This window comes from Serratia sp. CMO1 (assembly GCF_015689115.1).
In the GTDB taxonomy this organism is placed as follows: Bacteria; Pseudomonadota; Gammaproteobacteria; order Enterobacterales; family Enterobacteriaceae; genus Serratia; species Serratia marcescens.
In genome coordinates this window covers 586221-599952 of the sequence record NZ_CP065032.1, presented here as the reverse complement: position 1 = coordinate 599952, position 13732 = coordinate 586221, and the positions used below count along the sequence as shown (strand labels likewise).

At 62.9% G+C, this 13732-nt stretch carries 14 protein-coding genes and 3 tRNA genes; 7 read left to right on the top strand and 10 right to left on the bottom strand.

What is annotated here, in order from left to right; genetic code table 11:
- Nucleotides 1-49: 49 nt before the first annotated feature.
- Nucleotides 50-1042, bottom strand: a complete 993-nt coding sequence (locus IT763_RS02785; protein WP_206195156.1) for an aldo/keto reductase — start codon at nt 1040-1042, stop codon at nt 50-52.
- 118 nt (nt 1043-1160) lie between these two features.
- Here IT763_RS02785 and IT763_RS02780 point away from each other — a divergent pair, with 118 nt between their 5' ends.
- The 4 genes from IT763_RS02780 to IT763_RS02765 all read left to right on the top strand — a co-directional run bounded on the left by IT763_RS02780 (nt 1161) and on the right by IT763_RS02765 (nt 2516).
- Complete coding sequence (locus IT763_RS02780; RefSeq protein ID WP_143779178.1) at nt 1161-2105, top strand: LysR family transcriptional regulator; 945 nt, start codon at nt 1161-1163, stop codon at nt 2103-2105.
- Nucleotides 2106-2177: 72 nt separating this feature from the next.
- Nucleotides 2178-2264: transfer RNA gene (locus tag IT763_RS02775), tRNA-Leu, on the top strand.
- Between the two features lie 36 nt (nt 2265-2300).
- Nucleotides 2301-2387 (top strand) — tRNA-Leu (locus tag IT763_RS02770).
- A gap of 42 nt (nt 2388-2429) precedes the next feature.
- Nucleotides 2430-2516: transfer RNA gene (locus tag IT763_RS02765), tRNA-Leu, on the top strand.
- An 89-nt stretch (nt 2517-2605) separates the two neighbouring features.
- Here the strand turns inward: IT763_RS02765 and IT763_RS02760 are convergent.
- Nucleotides 2606-2890: a DUF1435 domain-containing protein gene (locus IT763_RS02760; RefSeq protein ID WP_004933115.1), complete on the bottom strand. Its 285-nt coding sequence runs from the start codon at nt 2888-2890 to the stop codon at nt 2606-2608.
- A gap of 258 nt (nt 2891-3148) precedes the next feature.
- Between IT763_RS02760 and IT763_RS02755 the strand changes: the two genes are divergently transcribed.
- Nucleotides 3149-4243, top strand: a complete 1095-nt coding sequence (locus IT763_RS02755; protein WP_049300729.1) for a GGDEF domain-containing protein — start codon at nt 3149-3151, stop codon at nt 4241-4243.
- Here the strand turns inward: IT763_RS02755 and IT763_RS02750 are convergent.
- Nucleotides 4240-5151: a LysR family transcriptional regulator gene (locus IT763_RS02750; protein ID WP_206195441.1), complete on the bottom strand. Its 912-nt coding sequence runs from the start codon at nt 5149-5151 to the stop codon at nt 4240-4242. The genes IT763_RS02755 and IT763_RS02750 overlap by 4 nt on opposite strands.
- Before the next feature lie 108 nt (nt 5152-5259).
- On the opposite strand from IT763_RS02750, the gene IT763_RS02745 reads away from it, so the two are divergent.
- A complete protein-coding gene (locus IT763_RS02745) occupies nt 5260-6462 on the top strand; it encodes an MFS transporter (RefSeq protein ID WP_206195155.1) in 1203 nt (400 codons plus the stop codon).
- A 1-nt stretch (nt 6463) separates the two neighbouring features.
- Here the strand turns inward: IT763_RS02745 and fucP are convergent, their stop codons facing one another.
- From fucP to IT763_RS02710, 7 genes are read right to left on the bottom strand one after another with little or no spacing between them, the layout of a single operon-like run.
- On the bottom strand, nt 6464-7693 hold the full coding sequence (fucP, locus tag IT763_RS02740; RefSeq protein WP_206195154.1) for an L-fucose:H+ symporter permease: 1230 nt from the start codon (nt 7691-7693) through the stop codon (nt 6464-6466).
- Nucleotides 7694-7733: 40 nt separating this feature from the next.
- On the bottom strand, nt 7734-8093 hold the full coding sequence (locus IT763_RS02735; RefSeq protein ID WP_015376547.1) for an L-rhamnose mutarotase: 360 nt from the start codon (nt 8091-8093) through the stop codon (nt 7734-7736).
- On the bottom strand, nt 8090-8866 hold the full coding sequence (locus IT763_RS02730) for an SDR family oxidoreductase (protein ID WP_033638791.1): 777 nt from the start codon (nt 8864-8866) through the stop codon (nt 8090-8092). Before IT763_RS02730 ends, IT763_RS02735 begins: the two co-directional genes overlap by 4 nt.
- Nucleotides 8844-9707 (bottom strand): amidohydrolase, encoded by an 864-nt coding sequence (locus IT763_RS02725; RefSeq protein ID WP_110146672.1) that lies wholly within the window; start codon nt 9705-9707, stop codon nt 8844-8846. Before IT763_RS02725 ends, IT763_RS02730 begins: the two co-directional genes overlap by 23 nt.
- Nucleotides 9708-9721: 14 nt before the next feature.
- Nucleotides 9722-10999, bottom strand: coding sequence for an L-fuconate dehydratase (locus IT763_RS02720; protein ID WP_025305193.1), 1278 nt, complete (start codon nt 10997-10999; stop codon nt 9722-9724).
- Nucleotides 11000-11013: 14 nt separating this feature from the next.
- The gene (locus IT763_RS02715; protein WP_028127877.1) at nt 11014-11859 is read right to left on the bottom strand and encodes a fumarylacetoacetate hydrolase family protein; all 846 of its coding nucleotides are present in this window, start codon (nt 11857-11859) and stop codon (nt 11014-11016) included.
- 25 nt (nt 11860-11884) lie between these two features.
- Nucleotides 11885-12625 (bottom strand): SDR family oxidoreductase, encoded by a 741-nt coding sequence (locus tag IT763_RS02710; protein WP_016929185.1) that lies wholly within the window; start codon nt 12623-12625, stop codon nt 11885-11887.
- Nucleotides 12626-12860: 235 nt separating this feature from the next.
- On the opposite strand from IT763_RS02710, the gene IT763_RS02705 reads away from it, so the two are divergent.
- Nucleotides 12861-13619: a FadR/GntR family transcriptional regulator gene (locus IT763_RS02705; RefSeq protein WP_004933150.1), complete on the top strand. Its 759-nt coding sequence runs from the start codon at nt 12861-12863 to the stop codon at nt 13617-13619.
- Nucleotides 13620-13732: the final 113 nt, after the last annotated feature.

Below are 13732 nucleotides of genomic sequence, written 5' to 3'. Positions count from 1 at the left end.
TCGCCGTTGGCGGAAAACGACAGAGCGCGGCCCGAGGCCGCGCTTTTTTTTAGCCGTTGATGTAGGTCATCGACTCCGCGCCGTAGCGATCGCCGGCCGCCGCGCTCAGCGGAAACACCGCTTCTATCGCCGCCAGCTCAGCCGCGCTCAGCGTTATCTCCGCCGCCGCGACGTTCTCTTCCAGGTAACGACGGCGCTTGGTGCCGGGGATCGGCACGATGTGCTCGCCCTGCGCCAACACCCAGGCCAGCGCCAGCTGCGAAGGTTTGACGCCCTTCTGCGCCGCCAGCTCGCTCACCTTCTCCACCAGCGCCAGGTTGCGGGCGAAGTTTTCCCCCTGGAAACGCGGGTTGCCGCGGCGGAAATCGTCCTCGGCCAGATCCTCCGGCCGCCGGATAGCGCCGGTGAGGAAACCGCGCCCTAACGGGCTGTAAGGCACAAAGCCGATGCCCAGGCGCTCGCAGGCCGCCAGTACGCCCTGCTCGGCGTCGCGCGTCCACAGCGAATACTCGGTCTGCAGCGCGGTGATCGGATGTACCTTGTGCGCCCGCTCCAGCGTGGCGACCGACGCCTCGCTCAGGCCGATGTGGCGGATCTTGCCTTCGCAGATCAGATCCGCCATCGTGCCCACGACGTCTTCGATCGGCACTTGCGGATCGACCCGGTGCTGATAATAGAGATCGATCTCCTCCACGCCCAAGCGCCGCAGGCTGCCTTCCACCGAGCGCCGGATATACTCGGGCCGGCTGCTGACGCCGCGCGCCGACGGATCCGCCGGATCGCGCAGAATGCCGAACTTGGTGGCCAGGAACACCTGTTGCCGCTTGCCCTTGATCGCCTCCCCCACCAGCTCTTCGTTGGTGTGCGGCCCATACATGTCGGCGGTGTCGAGCAGCGTGACGCCCAACTCCAGCGCCCGGTGCAGCGTGGCGATGGCTTCCTGCCGATCGGCGCCGGTGGAGTAGAAGTCGCTCATGCCCATGCACCCCAGCCCCAGGGCGGAGACGACGGGACCGTTGGAACCGAGTTTACGTTGTTGCATTGTGCTGCCCTCATGCGGTGAATGGATAACGCAGCAAAGTCTGGTTGTTTACGCGACAAAGATAAATAATGCAGATTGCACATCACTGTTCAAAAATCACCAACAATCCGGAGTGGACATGGATCAGGTTCAAGCTATGCGCATTTTTACCCGCATCGTCGAACTGGGCAGTTTCAGTCGAGCGGCCGAACGCCTGCAGCTGCCGCGCGCTACGGTCAGCAACGCGTTGAAACGGCTGGAACAGCGGCTGGGCGTGCGCCTGCTGATCCGCACCACCCGCCAGGTGCAGGTGACCAGTGAAGGCAGCCTCTACTATCAACGCTGCGTGCAGTTGCTGGGGGCGCTGGAGGAGGCGGACACGCTGTTCAGTCACCATAAGCTGCAGCCGTCCGGCAAGGTGCGCATCGATATGCCCCATTCGCTGGCGCGCCAGATCGTCATTCCGGCGTTGGACGACTTTTACCGGCGTTACCCCGACATCACCCTGGCACTGGGCGCCAACGACACCCACGTCGATCTGTTGCGCGAAGGCGTGGACTGCGTGCTGCGCGCCTGGGAAACCGAAGACGACAGTCTGGTAGCGCGGCGCATCGCCCAGCTGCCGCAGGTCACCTGCACTTCCCCCGCTTATCTGCAGGCCCACGGCACGCCGCTCGACATCGATCGCCTGGAGCCGCATCGCGCTGTGGGGTATTTTTCCCTGGCCAACAACCGCGATTACCCGCTGGAATTCTGCCGCGGCGGCAAGCTGGAACTGCGCGAGCTGCCCGCGCGGCTCAGCGTCAGCGGCGCCGACGCCTACATCGCCGGCGCGCGGGCCGGCATGGGATTGATTCAGGCGGCGCGCTATTCGCTTGCCCCCTGGCTGGAACAGGGCGAACTGGTGGAAGTGTTGGCGGACACGCCGCCCCCGCCGATGCCGATTTACATCATGTATCCACCCGGCCGTTTCCTGGCGCCACGGGTCAGGGTGTTGATTGATTGGCTGATTTGGCTGTTTGACCAGCAGAAAAGCGGCGATATGGCTGTTTTTCCAGCAAACGCCCGCAAAGCGGGGAAATAACTGTTGACGTGCCCGCCAAAATCTCTAGAATTCGCCTCCGTGGTAACGTTACTCCGGTAATGTTTCTGGTACGCGAAGGTGGCGGAATTGGTAGACGCGCTAGCTTCAGGTGTTAGTGTCCTTACGGACGTGAGGGTTCAAGTCCCTCTCTTCGCACCAAATAACCACATGATTTATATTGCACTCAGCATCGATGCGAAGGTGGCGGAATTGGTAGACGCGCTAGCTTCAGGTGTTAGTGTTCTTACGGACGTGAGGGTTCAAGTCCCTCTCTTCGCACCAAGCTGGCGACGTAATATAAATCAAAGCAACAACATCGACTGTGCGAAGGTGGCGGAATTGGTAGACGCGCTAGCTTCAGGTGTTAGTGTCCTTACGGACGTGAGGGTTCAAGTCCCTCTCTTCGCACCAATTGATGATCTCTTCGGCGGTTCCTTCGAAAAAATCCCAACGCATTGATGATAAACACGCTTAAGCGTGGTTTTGCCGTTTCTGGCGTTTCACCCAAAGCTGAAGTTGAGGCTGACTGCCGCCAGGCCGCCCGCCAGCGCCATGCAGGAAGGCAACAGCAGATAGTGGCGCAGCCGGCTGTTGAACAGCATCACCAGCGTGGCCAACATCGCTATCACGATCAGGGTGCGCAACTGCAGCATATCCAGGTTGATCAGGGCCAGCAGCGGCATCAAAGCACAAGGCAGCAAAACGCCCCAGGCGCTGGCCAGGCGATCCCCGAGGCACCAACTGACGCCCCACAGCCCGCACGCGGCAATCATGGCAGTGAGCATGACAACCTCCTTAAGTGATAATGATAACCAATATCATATAACACTTTTTTGGCCGCCGCATCATTTTCACTGCGCTGACCAAACTCAGATGACACCAGCAGGAAAAAATGATAATTTGACATAAGAAAATTCCTAGTCCTGTTTGCATGATAATAATCACAACCCTCAACCATGCAATTCAAGTGGATATTCGCGCCAAGGGAATGCTTCTCAACCTTAATTATTCGACAGAACGACTTTGCAAAGAGTGACCTCCGTATGAACGCCCGTTCTTATCAGGAATTACTGAACAGCAAGCAGCGCCTGGCATTATTTCTTTTTCTGATAATGAATGCCGCCTCTTCCGTATTTACATTATTGTTCCCTTTTAGGGATACGCCCGCATTTACCCTACCTTTATTATGTATACCGCTATTTTGTCTGGTAGCAGCGCTATTTTCTCTGCAAACGCCACGTAAATATTTGTGTAAACTCAACCTGTTCGCCAGCGTGCTCGGCCTGCTCTGGGCCGCACATATTTACGTTAAAAGTCAATATTGCCTACCGAATAACCAAGATTTTTTATTAATTAGTTTGTTTAGCATCTTTTTTATCAGCGCTATTTCTCTGACGGATAACTTTACCGCCTTTTGTTTACACGCCGTACCTTCCGCAATGATGATCCTGGCTTTAGACGGTATGCATAATACCCTGCGGATATTATTCACCACGCTATTACCTATTATCGCTTTCTCCATTCATCACCTGATGTTGAAACGCAGTGAAATCTTTACCCACGCGCTGGTGGCCAACCTGTATAACGAGCGGGACAAATTCAATAATTTGAGCATGCTCGATCCCCTGACCGGCCTTTATAACCGTCGAGGGCTGGAGAATAAGATCACTATGCTGCTGGAACCGCAAACCGGCCGCCACTACGTGCTGCTGCTGGATATCGACCACTTCAAGGTCTACAACGACAGCTACGGCCACGCCATGGGCGACCGGGCGCTGGTGCAGGTGGCGATCGCCATCCGCGATGCGGTGCGTTCGCGCGACATCGTGGTGCGCTACGGCGGGGAAGAGTTTTTGGTGCTGTTGACCAACGTGCACGAAGGCTATGCGGCGCAGTTGGCCGAACGGGTGCGTCAACGCGTGGCGGAACTGAATATCCCGCACGGCGCCAGCCCGCAGCACAGCGGCACGCTGACGCTCAGCGCGGGCATCTCGGCATTGGAAAAGCTGGACGTCGAATCAGCGATCGGCGCGGCCGACGCCGCGCTCTATCTGGCGAAGCACAGCGGCCGCAACAATATTCAGCTGGCGCAAAACGTCGAGCCCGCTCTGCTGCAACCGCAGGAATTGACACACTAGGCGCTTTCCCAAATCGCCTTGCCCTGCCAGCGCCGTTCGATCGCCGCCAGGAACAGTTTCACCTTGGGGGAGAGATGGCGCCGGCTGGGATAGACGGCGCAGATCGGCGGCCCAGGGCGACAATAGCGTTCCAGCACCGGCACCAGCGTGCCGGCCGCAATCTGCTCGCCGACCAGAAACGCCCCCACCTGACACAGACCGGCCCCGGCGACGGTGGCATCCCGCAAGGCCTCGACGTTGTTGAAACGCATCCGGCCGCGCACCGGCTGTTCGTGCAGTTGACCGTTAACCCGATAGCGCCAGGGCGCCGGCAGCCCCTGATGGCTGAAGACCAGCGTCTCGTGATCGCCCAACGCCTCCGGTTTCGCAGGCGCGCCGTGCCGCGCCAGATAATCCGGCGCCGCGCAGGTGATCAGGCGATGCGGCGCGAGCACTCGCCGCACCAGCCGGCTGTCGTCGCTGCCGCCGACCCGGATAGCTACGTCGATGCCGTCGCGCACCAGATCGCTGTAATCGTCGGAGAAGCTGACGTCGGCGTCCACCTCCGGCCACTGTGCCAAAAACTCCCGTAAAATCGGCAAGATATGCAACCGCCCCAGCGAGACCGGTAGATCCAGCCGCAGCCGCCCGCGCGGGGTTTGCCGCCGCGTATTGAGCGCCGTTTCCGCCTCTTCGGCCTGCGACAGGATGCGCTGCGCATACTCGTAAAACACCGCGCCGTCTTCGGTCAGGCTGACGCTGCGCGTGGTGCGCTGCAGCAGCCGGGTCGCCAATCGCGCCTCCAATCGGTTCACGCATTTTCCCGCCGCGGATCGGGAGATGCCCAGCCTCTCGGCCGCCAGCGTGAAGCTGCAGGCGTCGGCGACGCGGATGAACACCAGCAGGTCAGTCAGATTATCCAACGGCATAGACGGTAAATTAGCCACGATTTATCCCCAATGTTGCGCAATTAGGCCAGTTTATCAGCCATTTTGGCGCGGATACACTGAGGTTATTCATCTGTTGGGAGGATCTTTATGAATGCCTTACACGCCGACGGCGGCGCAAAACCCTGGCTGGCGACCTTCGCGGTCGGCCTGTCCACCTTTACCGTCGTCACCGCAGAAATGCTGCCCGTCGGGCTGCTGACTCCGATCGTCAGCACCTTGAACGCATCGATAGGCCGTGCCGGGCTGCTGATTTCCCTGCCGGCCCTGTTCGCCGCGCTGTTCGCCCCGCTGGTGGTGCTGGGCGCCCGGCGCACGGATCGCCGCAGCCTGTTGGCGGGCTTTCTGCTGCTGCTGATCGCCGCTAACCTGCTGGCCGCCGCCGCCACCTCCCTGGCGCTGCTGTTCGCTGCGCGCATTCTGCTGGGCTTTTGCATCGGCGGTATCTGGGCCATCGCCGGCGGGCTGGCGGAACGCCTGGTGCCGCCGGCCTCCGTCGGATTGGCCCTGTCCATCATCTTCGGCGGCGTAGCGGCGGCCTCGGTGTTCGGCGTGCCGCTCGGGGTATTCCTCGGCGAAGCGCTGGGCTGGCGCATGGCGTTTCTGGCGGTCGCCGTTCTGGCGGCGCTGACCCTGCTCCTGCTGGTGTGCGTGCTGCCGCCGCTGCCGGTCACGCAGGCGATCGGCTGGCGGTCGTTCACCGCGCAACGCGCGAATCGCCGGCTGCTGACCGGGCTGCTGCTGACGTTTCTGCTGGTCGCCGGCCACTTTATGGCTTACACCTTTGTCCGCCCGCTGCTGCAGACGGTCGCCGGCATCGAGAGCCGCTGGGTGGGGCCGCTGCTGTTCGCCTACGGCATCGCCGGCCTCGTCGGGAATTTTATCGCCGGCCAGGCCGCCGCCAAACGGCTGCGCCGCACCCTGGCGCTGATCGCCCTCGGGCTGGCGCTCGCCGTCCTGCTGCTGCCGCTGCTGGGCCACGCGCCGCTGAGCGGCGGCGCCTTCCTCCTGCTGTGGGGCATCGCCTACGGCGGCGTTTCCGTTGCGTTGATGGCGTGGATGCTCAAGGCGGCGCCCGATGCGGTCGAGGTCGCCTCTTCGCTGTATATCGCGCTGTTTAATCTGGCGATTTCCTGCGGTTCGCTGGCGGGCGGGCTGGTGGTGGACGCCGGAGGCCTGACGATAAACGGCGTGCTGTCCGGCATGGTGCTGCTGCTGGCGTTGGCGATCCTGATGGGAACCCGGCGGCAGATGCCGAAAGCGGCGGCGAAGGCCGATTCGCCGCCGGGTTGAATCAGGCGCGGCGCTGCCGCAGGCCGTAAACCAGCACCACCGCGAAGCACAGCAGCGGCAGCAGATAAGAGAGCGCGGTGCTGTAACGGTCGGCCAGCGCCCCCATAAAGTACGGCATGATGGCGCCGCCGACGATCGCCATGATCATGAACGAGCTGGCGCGCTTGGTGTGCTTGCCCAGATTTTTCACCCCCAGGGCAAAAATGGTCGGGAACATGATCGACATAAAGAAGAACACCGCGATCAGCGCCACCACCGATACGCCTTCGACGCTCAGCATCACCACGCCGCACAGCGCGATGTTGATCAGCGCATAGACCGCCAGCAGCGTCGCCGGTTTGACTCGCCCCATCAGCCAGGTGCTGAAGAAGCGCCCGATCATAAAGCAGATCATGGCGATCGACAGCAGGTAAGAGGCGCTCTGGTTAGACACCTCGCGCCAGTGCTCGGTGGCGTAGTTGATGAAGAACGCCCCGACGCCCACCTGCGCCGCCACGTAGAAGAACTGTGTGATAACCCCGCCGACGAAATGCGGATGCTGCCACAATCCCTGCGCTATCACGCCATGCACCGGCTTTTCCTCTTCGCGGATCGCCGGCAGCCGGGTGCGGCTGAACAACAGCGCGATCAGCAGCACCAGCGCGGCGATCGCCACATAGGTCATCTTCACCGCGCTCTGATCGCCGTCGCCGGCGGACTGACTGGCGGAGAAGAACAGCGTGCCGCCGATCAGCGGGCCGATAAACTGCCCGAGGCCGTTGAACGACTGCGCCAGGTTGAGCCGCCGTTCGGCGCCCTGCGCGTCGCCCAGCACCGTGGCGTACGGGTTGGCCGCCGTTTCCAGGCACCCCAGGCCGCTGGCGATGACGAACAGCGCGAACAGGAATACGCCGAAGCTGTTGGCCGACGCCGCCGGCACGAACAGCAACGCCCCCAGCGCGTACAGGCACAGCCCGACCAGAATGCCCGCCTTATAGCCCTTGCGATCCATAAAGTACCCGGCGGGCAGCGCCACCAGGAAGTAGGCGCCGAAGTAGGCCGCCTGCAGCAGCCCCGACTGCGCCTTGGTGACGTGCAACGTCTCCTGAAAATGTTTGTTCAATACGTCCAGCAGGCCATAGGACAGCCCCCACATGAAGAACAGGCTGGTGACCAGGATAAAGGCCCAGCGCAGATTGGCGGTCACGGGGACGCCCGGCTGCGCGGAGGCCGCACTTTTTTCAGCAAGCATGGTGATACCCTCGTATCGTCTGGCGATGATGATGTTGGCGTTATTGCTGTTGCAGAGAGAAAATCCGCGCCATTTCCACCCATTTTTCGCCCTGCGGCGTCCAGGGGGTGGCGGCCTGGTAGTGCCACATCAGCGCTTCCCATCGCTGTACTTCGGGGTTGTTCAGGCTGGCGGCGTCAAAGCGCGCGGCGTCGAAATCGGCGCTGACCTCCACGATCATGAACAGCCGGGTGCCCAACCGGTAAATTTCCATGTCCAGAATGCCGTGCTCGCGCAAATGCGCGGCGATGCCCGGCCAAATGCGCTGATGATGCTGCTGGTACTCCGCAATCAGCGCCGGTGAGTCAATCAGATCGAGCGCCTGGCAGAAACGGCGCCGCCCTGCCGCCGCGCCGCTCACGTCAGCGCCCGATCGAGATGCAGGTAGCCGCCGTCCACCGACAGCCACTGCCCGGTGGTATGCGATGACCGCGACGACAGCAGAAACGCCACGGTATCGGCGATCTCCTGCGGCGTGGTCATGCGCTGCCCGAGCGGAATGCGCGCGGTGATTTTCTCCATCTGCCGCTGCGGCTCGGCGAAGGTGTTGAGCCAGCGCTGGTACTGCGGGGTGATCACCTCCGCCGGCACCACCGCGTTCACCCGCACCCCGTCATGGCGCAGCGATACCGCCCATTCGCGCGTCAGCGCCAGCACCGCGCCCTTGGCGGCGGTGTAGCCGCTGGTGCCGCCCTGGCCGCTGAGCGCGGTCTTGGAGGCGATGTTGACGATAGCGCCCCGGCTCTCCCGCAGCGCCGCCTGGCACAGGTGCGCCATCAGGTAGTAGTGCACCAGGTTCTTTTCCAGCGAACCGACGAACGCTTCACGCCCCGCCTCCAGCCCGACGCCGTCATTGACCCCGGCGTTATTCACCAGTCCGTCGATGCGGCCGAAGGTCGCCAGCGTCTGGCTGACCGCGCGGCGGCAGGCCGCCTCATCGCACAATTCGGTGAGGATCACCTCGGTGCGCGGCTGCAGCCGCTGCAAATCGGCCAGCAGCGCCGCCTCCGGCGCGGCGTTGGTGACCAGCACCGGGATCGCCCCCTCTTCAGCCAGCACATGAGAAATCGCCGCGCCGATGCCGGCACCACCGCCGGTGACCAGCACCACCTTATCTTGCAGATACAAATCCATAACCAGACTCCGTTAAACCGTAAATTCGCCAGGCGGTGTCGCCCCAAATCGCCGCCTGCTCGGCAGCCCCCAGCGTCGACAGCGCCCGTTCGCACAGTTGCACCACCTGGCGGTAGTCGCCGGCCAGCAGGCACACCGGCCAGTCGGAGCCGAACATCAGCCGCTGCGGGCCGAACGCCTCCAGCGCGGCGTCGAAGAACGGCAGCAGTTCCTCCGCCCGCCACCGGCCGCCCGGCGCCTCGGTGATCAGGCCCGAAAGCTTGCAGGCCACGTGCGGCAGCGCCGCCAGCGGCCGGATTTGCTGCGCCCAGTGCCGCGCGCCGCGCGCGATGTCCGGCTTGCCGAGGTGATCCAGCACCAGCCAGTGCTCGTCATGGCGGGCGGCGAACGACGCCACGGCCGCCAGATGCCGATGCGTCACCAGGATCTCGTACACATACCCGGCGCGCTGCAGCGTTTGCATGCCACGTTCCACCTCCGGCCGCGCCAACCAGGCCGCCGGATCCGCTTCGTCCTGCACCTGATGACGCACCCCGCGCAGCGCAGCGCGCGGCCTCAGGGCCTCCAGACGCTGCGCCAGCTGCGGCGCGGCGATATCCAACCAGCCCACCACGCCGCATACGCCTTCGCTCCGTTCAGCCAGCGCCAGCAAGGCCAGCGTCTCTTCCTCGCTGGGGCGCGCCTGCACCGCCAGCGCGCCGTCGAAACCGTGTTCCTGCAACAGCGGCCGCAGCCGGGGCGGATCGAAATCCTGCCGCAGCACGCGCATCCGCTCGTCGATCCACGGGTAATGCTGCGGGTGGTAGCGCCAGTAGTGCTGGTGAGCGTCGATGCGCGGCATGCGATCCTCCCGCTTCACCCGCGGAACCGGTATTGCTCGATCGACGACGGATGCATCTCGATCGAGTAACCGGGCCGGCTCGGCGGCATGTAGGCCGCGCCGTTGATCACGCAGGGATCGACAAAGTGTTCATGCAAATGATCGACGTACTCGATCACCCGGCCTTCGTGGGTGCCGGCGATGCACAGGTAGTCGATCATCGACAGGTGCTGCACGTATTCGCACAGCCCGACGCCGCCGGCGTGCGGGCAGACCGGCAGCTGGTATTTGGCCGCCATCAGCATCACCGCCAGCACTTCGTTGACGCCGCCGAGACGGCAGGCGTCGATCTGCACCACGTCCACCGCACCGCGCATGATGAACTGTTTGAACATGATGCGGTTCTGGCACATCTCGCCGGTAGCCACCTTGACCGGCGCCACCCCTTCGCGGATGCGGCGATGCCCTTCGACGTCGTCCGGGCTGGTCGGCTCTTCGATAAACCAGGGTTTGGCGAACGCCAGATGTTTCACCCACGGAATGGCTTCATCGACTTCCCACACCTGGTTGGCGTCGATCATCAGCCGGCGATCCGGGCCGATCACCTCACGCGCGATGCGCACCCGGCGAATGTCGTCTTCCAGATCGCGCCCAACCTTCAGCTTCAGGTAGGAGAAACCGGCGTCGACCGCCTCCTGGCACAGGCGGCGCAGCTTGTCGTCCGGATAACCCAACCACCCTGCCGAAGTGGTGTAGCAGGGATACCCTTCCTGCAGCAGTCGTTCCAGGCGGCGTTCTTTGCCCTCGGCCCGCTGTTTCAGTAGCGCCAGCGCTTCCTGCGGCGTGATGCAGTCGGTGATGTAACGGAAGTCGATGCAGCGCACCAGCTCCTCCGGCGTCATCTCTGCCACCAGCCGCCACACCGGTTTGCCGACCGATTTGGCCCACAGATCCCACACCGCGTTGACCACCGCGCCGGTCGCCAGGTGAATGGCGCCTTTGTCCGGCCCGATCCAGCGCAGCTGGCTGTCGCTGGTGAAGCGCCGCCAGAAGGCGCCCATGTCGGCGGCGATCGTCTCCAGCCGCTCACCGACGATCTGATGTTCCAGCGCGCGGATCGCCGCGCAGCAGATCTCGTTGCCGCGGCCGATGGTGAACGTCAGTCCGTGGCCACTGAGATCCGCGCGATCGGTCTCCAAGATCACGTAGGCGGCGGAATAGTCGGGATCCGGATTCATGGCGTCGGATCCGTCCAGCCCCAGCGAGGTGGGGAAACGAATGTCTTCAACCCGCAGTGCGGTAATGGTGGTCATGGCGGCGCTCCCGGTTAAGCCTGTACGGTTTGCTGGCGCTGTTCGCCCAGCCCTTCAATGCCCAGACGCATCGTCTGGCCCGCCCGCAGGTAGATGGGCTGCGGTTTCTGCCCCATGCCGACGCCCGGCGGCGTGCCGGTGGAGATCACGTCGCCCGGCTGCAGGCTCATAAAGCGGCTGAGGTAGCTGACGATCTGCGGAATGCGGAAGATCATGGTGCTGGTGTTGCCGTCCTGATAGCGCTTGCCGTCCACCTCCAGCCACAAATTCAGGCTGTGCGGATCGGCGATCTCGTCGGCGGTCACCAGCCAGGGCCCGATCGGCCCGAAGGTGTCGCAGCCTTTGCCCTTGTCCCAGGTGCCGCCGCGCTCAATTTGATATTCGCGTTCTGAGACGTCGTTGATCACGCAATAACCGGCGACGTGGCGCATCGCATCCGCTTCGCTGATGTAGCGCCCGCCCAGGCCGATCACTACGCCCAGCTCCACTTCCCAGTCGGTTTTCTGCGAGCCGCGCGGGATCTCCACCCGGTCGTAGGGGCCGACCACCGCGCTGGTCCATTTGTTGAACACCACCGGTTCTTCAGGAATGGCCGCGCCGGTTTCCGCCGCGTGATCGGCGTAGTTCAGGCCGATGCAGATGAACTTGCCGATGCCGCCGACGCAGGCGCCGAGGCGCGGCTGCCCCTCGACCAGCGGCAATGCGGCGCTGTCCAGCGCGCGCAGTTTGGCGAGCGACGCCGGCGATAACGCGGCGCCGCCCACGTCGGCGATATGCTGCGACAGATCGCGCAGGCGGCCCTGGGCATCCAACATGCCGGGGCGCTCTTGCCCAGGTTGCCCATAACGTAAAAGTTTCATGCGTTCCTCTCTCAAAAATGGCGGATCAGTTGCTCCAGCCGCCGTCGATGATCTGCACCGTGCCGGTGGTGTACGAACTGGCGTCGGAGGCCAGATACAGCGCCAATTGGGCGATTTCCTCGGTGGTGCCGATGCGCCCGATCGGCTGGCGGGCGACGAACGCCTGATACACCTCTTGCTCGCTGCGCCCCTGTTCGCGCGCCTGCTCGGCGATGCGCTGGCGCAGCGACGGCGATTCCACCGTGCCGGGGCAAATGGCGTTGCAGCGGATGCCCTGGGTGACGTAATCCGCCGCCACCGAGCGCGTCAGGCCGATCACCGCCGCCTTGCTGGCGCTGTAGGCGAAGCGGTTCGGCACCCCTTTCACGCTCGAGGCCACCGAAGACATGTTGATGATCGAGCCTTTGCCGCGCGCCAACATGCCCGGCAGGAAGGCGCGGATCATGCGGAACATCGCGGTCACGTTGAGATCGAGCGCGAACGCCCACTGATCTTCGCTGCAATCGAGGATCGATCCGCTGTGCACTACGCCGGCGCAGTTGAACAACACGTCGATCGGGCCGATCGCTTCCGCCGCCGCCGCGATGGCGGCCGGATCGGTGACGTTCAGCGTCAGCGCGCGGATCCCGGCGCAGCCCTGCAGGCGCTCAAGGTTGATGTCGCTGGCGATCACTTCGGCGCCGGCGGCGGCGAACAGCCTGGCGGTGGTGAATCCGATCCCTTGCCCGGCGGCGGTGATCAGTACGCGTTTCCCGGTTAAATCCATCTTGACTCCTCGGCCTAAAGGTCTAATGGTCAGGCCACTAAGGGCGATTAAAGGTCAGGCCTCTAACATGACAAAAGACGCTTTACGCGTTATCGTTGGGGGAAGAAGTTAATAAAACAGCCTTGAAACCACATTTCAATTAACCATTTTTTTACACTTGAATAACGATTACTCAAGCGCCTTGTCGCATAATTGTGCGCCAAATCACTGAACGCCGAATCGTCAAAGGTCAAAAATGCCGATTACCCGACTGGAAAACCCAAGGATTTACAGACAGATAGCCGACCAGCTCAAACGTCTTATCGAGAATAACGAATTTCCGCCTGGCAGCCGCCTGCCCTCGGAGCGCGATCTCGCCCAGCAGTTGCAGGTCAGCCGCGCGTCGGTGCGCGAGGCGCTGATCGCGTTGGAAGTGATCGGCCTGGTGGACGTCAAGGTGGGCAACGGGGTGATCGTGCGTTCGCAAACGCCGCCGGCGGCGTCGCAGGAGTCGGTGATGGCCCAGGCCGGCCGCAACCAGTGGGCGGAGATCGACGACGAACTGAATATCGAGCTGGATTTCAACGCCGAGCTGCCGCCGTTTTCACTGCTGCAAACCCGCCTGCTGATTGAACCGGAGACCGCTGCGCTGGCCGCGCGCCACGCCACCGACGAGGAGCTGGCGGGCATCCGCGCCGCCTATGAGCAGAACTGCCGCGATAACCGCGCCGGCTCCGCCACCCACCCCGGCGATCGACTGTTCCACATCCGTATCGCCCAGGCCAGCGGCAACCCGGCTTACGCGTTCATCATCGGCCATCTGCTCGGCCACCGCTACGGCAGCATGTTCCGCGTGCTGCAGCGCCACTATACGCCGGACGACATGCCGCACCGTTCCGAGCTGGAACACCGGGCGATCCTGGCGGCGATCGAAGCGCGCGATGTGCGCGGCGCCCGCAAAGCGATGAAGGCGCACCTGGATGAAGTGATCGCCATTTTCGCCCGCGCGCAGTAAGCCGCCGGCGGTGAAAAAATTTTATCGCCACCGCTCTTTTTTCTACATGCAGCGGGGGGGCGGGCACATTACACTGGGCGATGGATTACGCCCTTTCCCGCTGCATTGTTAAA

Bases quoted from the DNA above. Each gene is read 5' to 3' on its own strand.
- IT763_RS02705 (WP_004933150.1), top strand. From the start codon at position 12,861: ATGCCGATTACCCGACTGGAAAACCCAAGGATTTACAGACAGATAGCC.
- fucP (WP_206195154.1), bottom strand. From the start codon at position 7,693: ATGCTTGCTGAAAAAAGTGCGGCCTCCGCGCAGCCGGGCGTCCCCGTG.
- IT763_RS02725 (WP_110146672.1), bottom strand. From the start codon at position 9,707: ATGCCGCGCATCGACGCTCACCAGCACTACTGGCGCTACCACCCGCAG.
- IT763_RS02715 (WP_028127877.1), bottom strand. From the start codon at position 11,859: ATGAAACTTTTACGTTATGGGCAACCTGGGCAAGAGCGCCCCGGCATG.
- IT763_RS02730 (WP_033638791.1), bottom strand. From the start codon at position 8,866: ATGGATTTGTATCTGCAAGATAAGGTGGTGCTGGTCACCGGCGGTGGT.
- IT763_RS02785 (WP_206195156.1), bottom strand. From the start codon at position 1,042: ATGCAACAACGTAAACTCGGTTCCAACGGTCCCGTCGTCTCCGCCCTG.
- IT763_RS02750 (WP_206195441.1), bottom strand. From the start codon at position 5,151: ATGCCGTTGGATAATCTGACTGACCTGCTGGTGTTCATCCGCGTCGCC.
- IT763_RS02720 (WP_025305193.1), bottom strand. From the start codon at position 10,999: ATGACCACCATTACCGCACTGCGGGTTGAAGACATTCGTTTCCCCACC.
- IT763_RS02745 (WP_206195155.1), top strand. From the start codon at position 5,260: ATGAATGCCTTACACGCCGACGGCGGCGCAAAACCCTGGCTGGCGACC.
- IT763_RS02755 (WP_049300729.1), top strand. From the start codon at position 3,149: ATGAACGCCCGTTCTTATCAGGAATTACTGAACAGCAAGCAGCGCCTG.
- IT763_RS02710 (WP_016929185.1), bottom strand. From the start codon at position 12,625: ATGGATTTAACCGGGAAACGCGTACTGATCACCGCCGCCGGGCAAGGG.
- IT763_RS02780 (WP_143779178.1), top strand. From the start codon at position 1,161: ATGGATCAGGTTCAAGCTATGCGCATTTTTACCCGCATCGTCGAACTG.
- IT763_RS02760 (WP_004933115.1), bottom strand. From the start codon at position 2,890: ATGCTCACTGCCATGATTGCCGCGTGCGGGCTGTGGGGCGTCAGTTGG.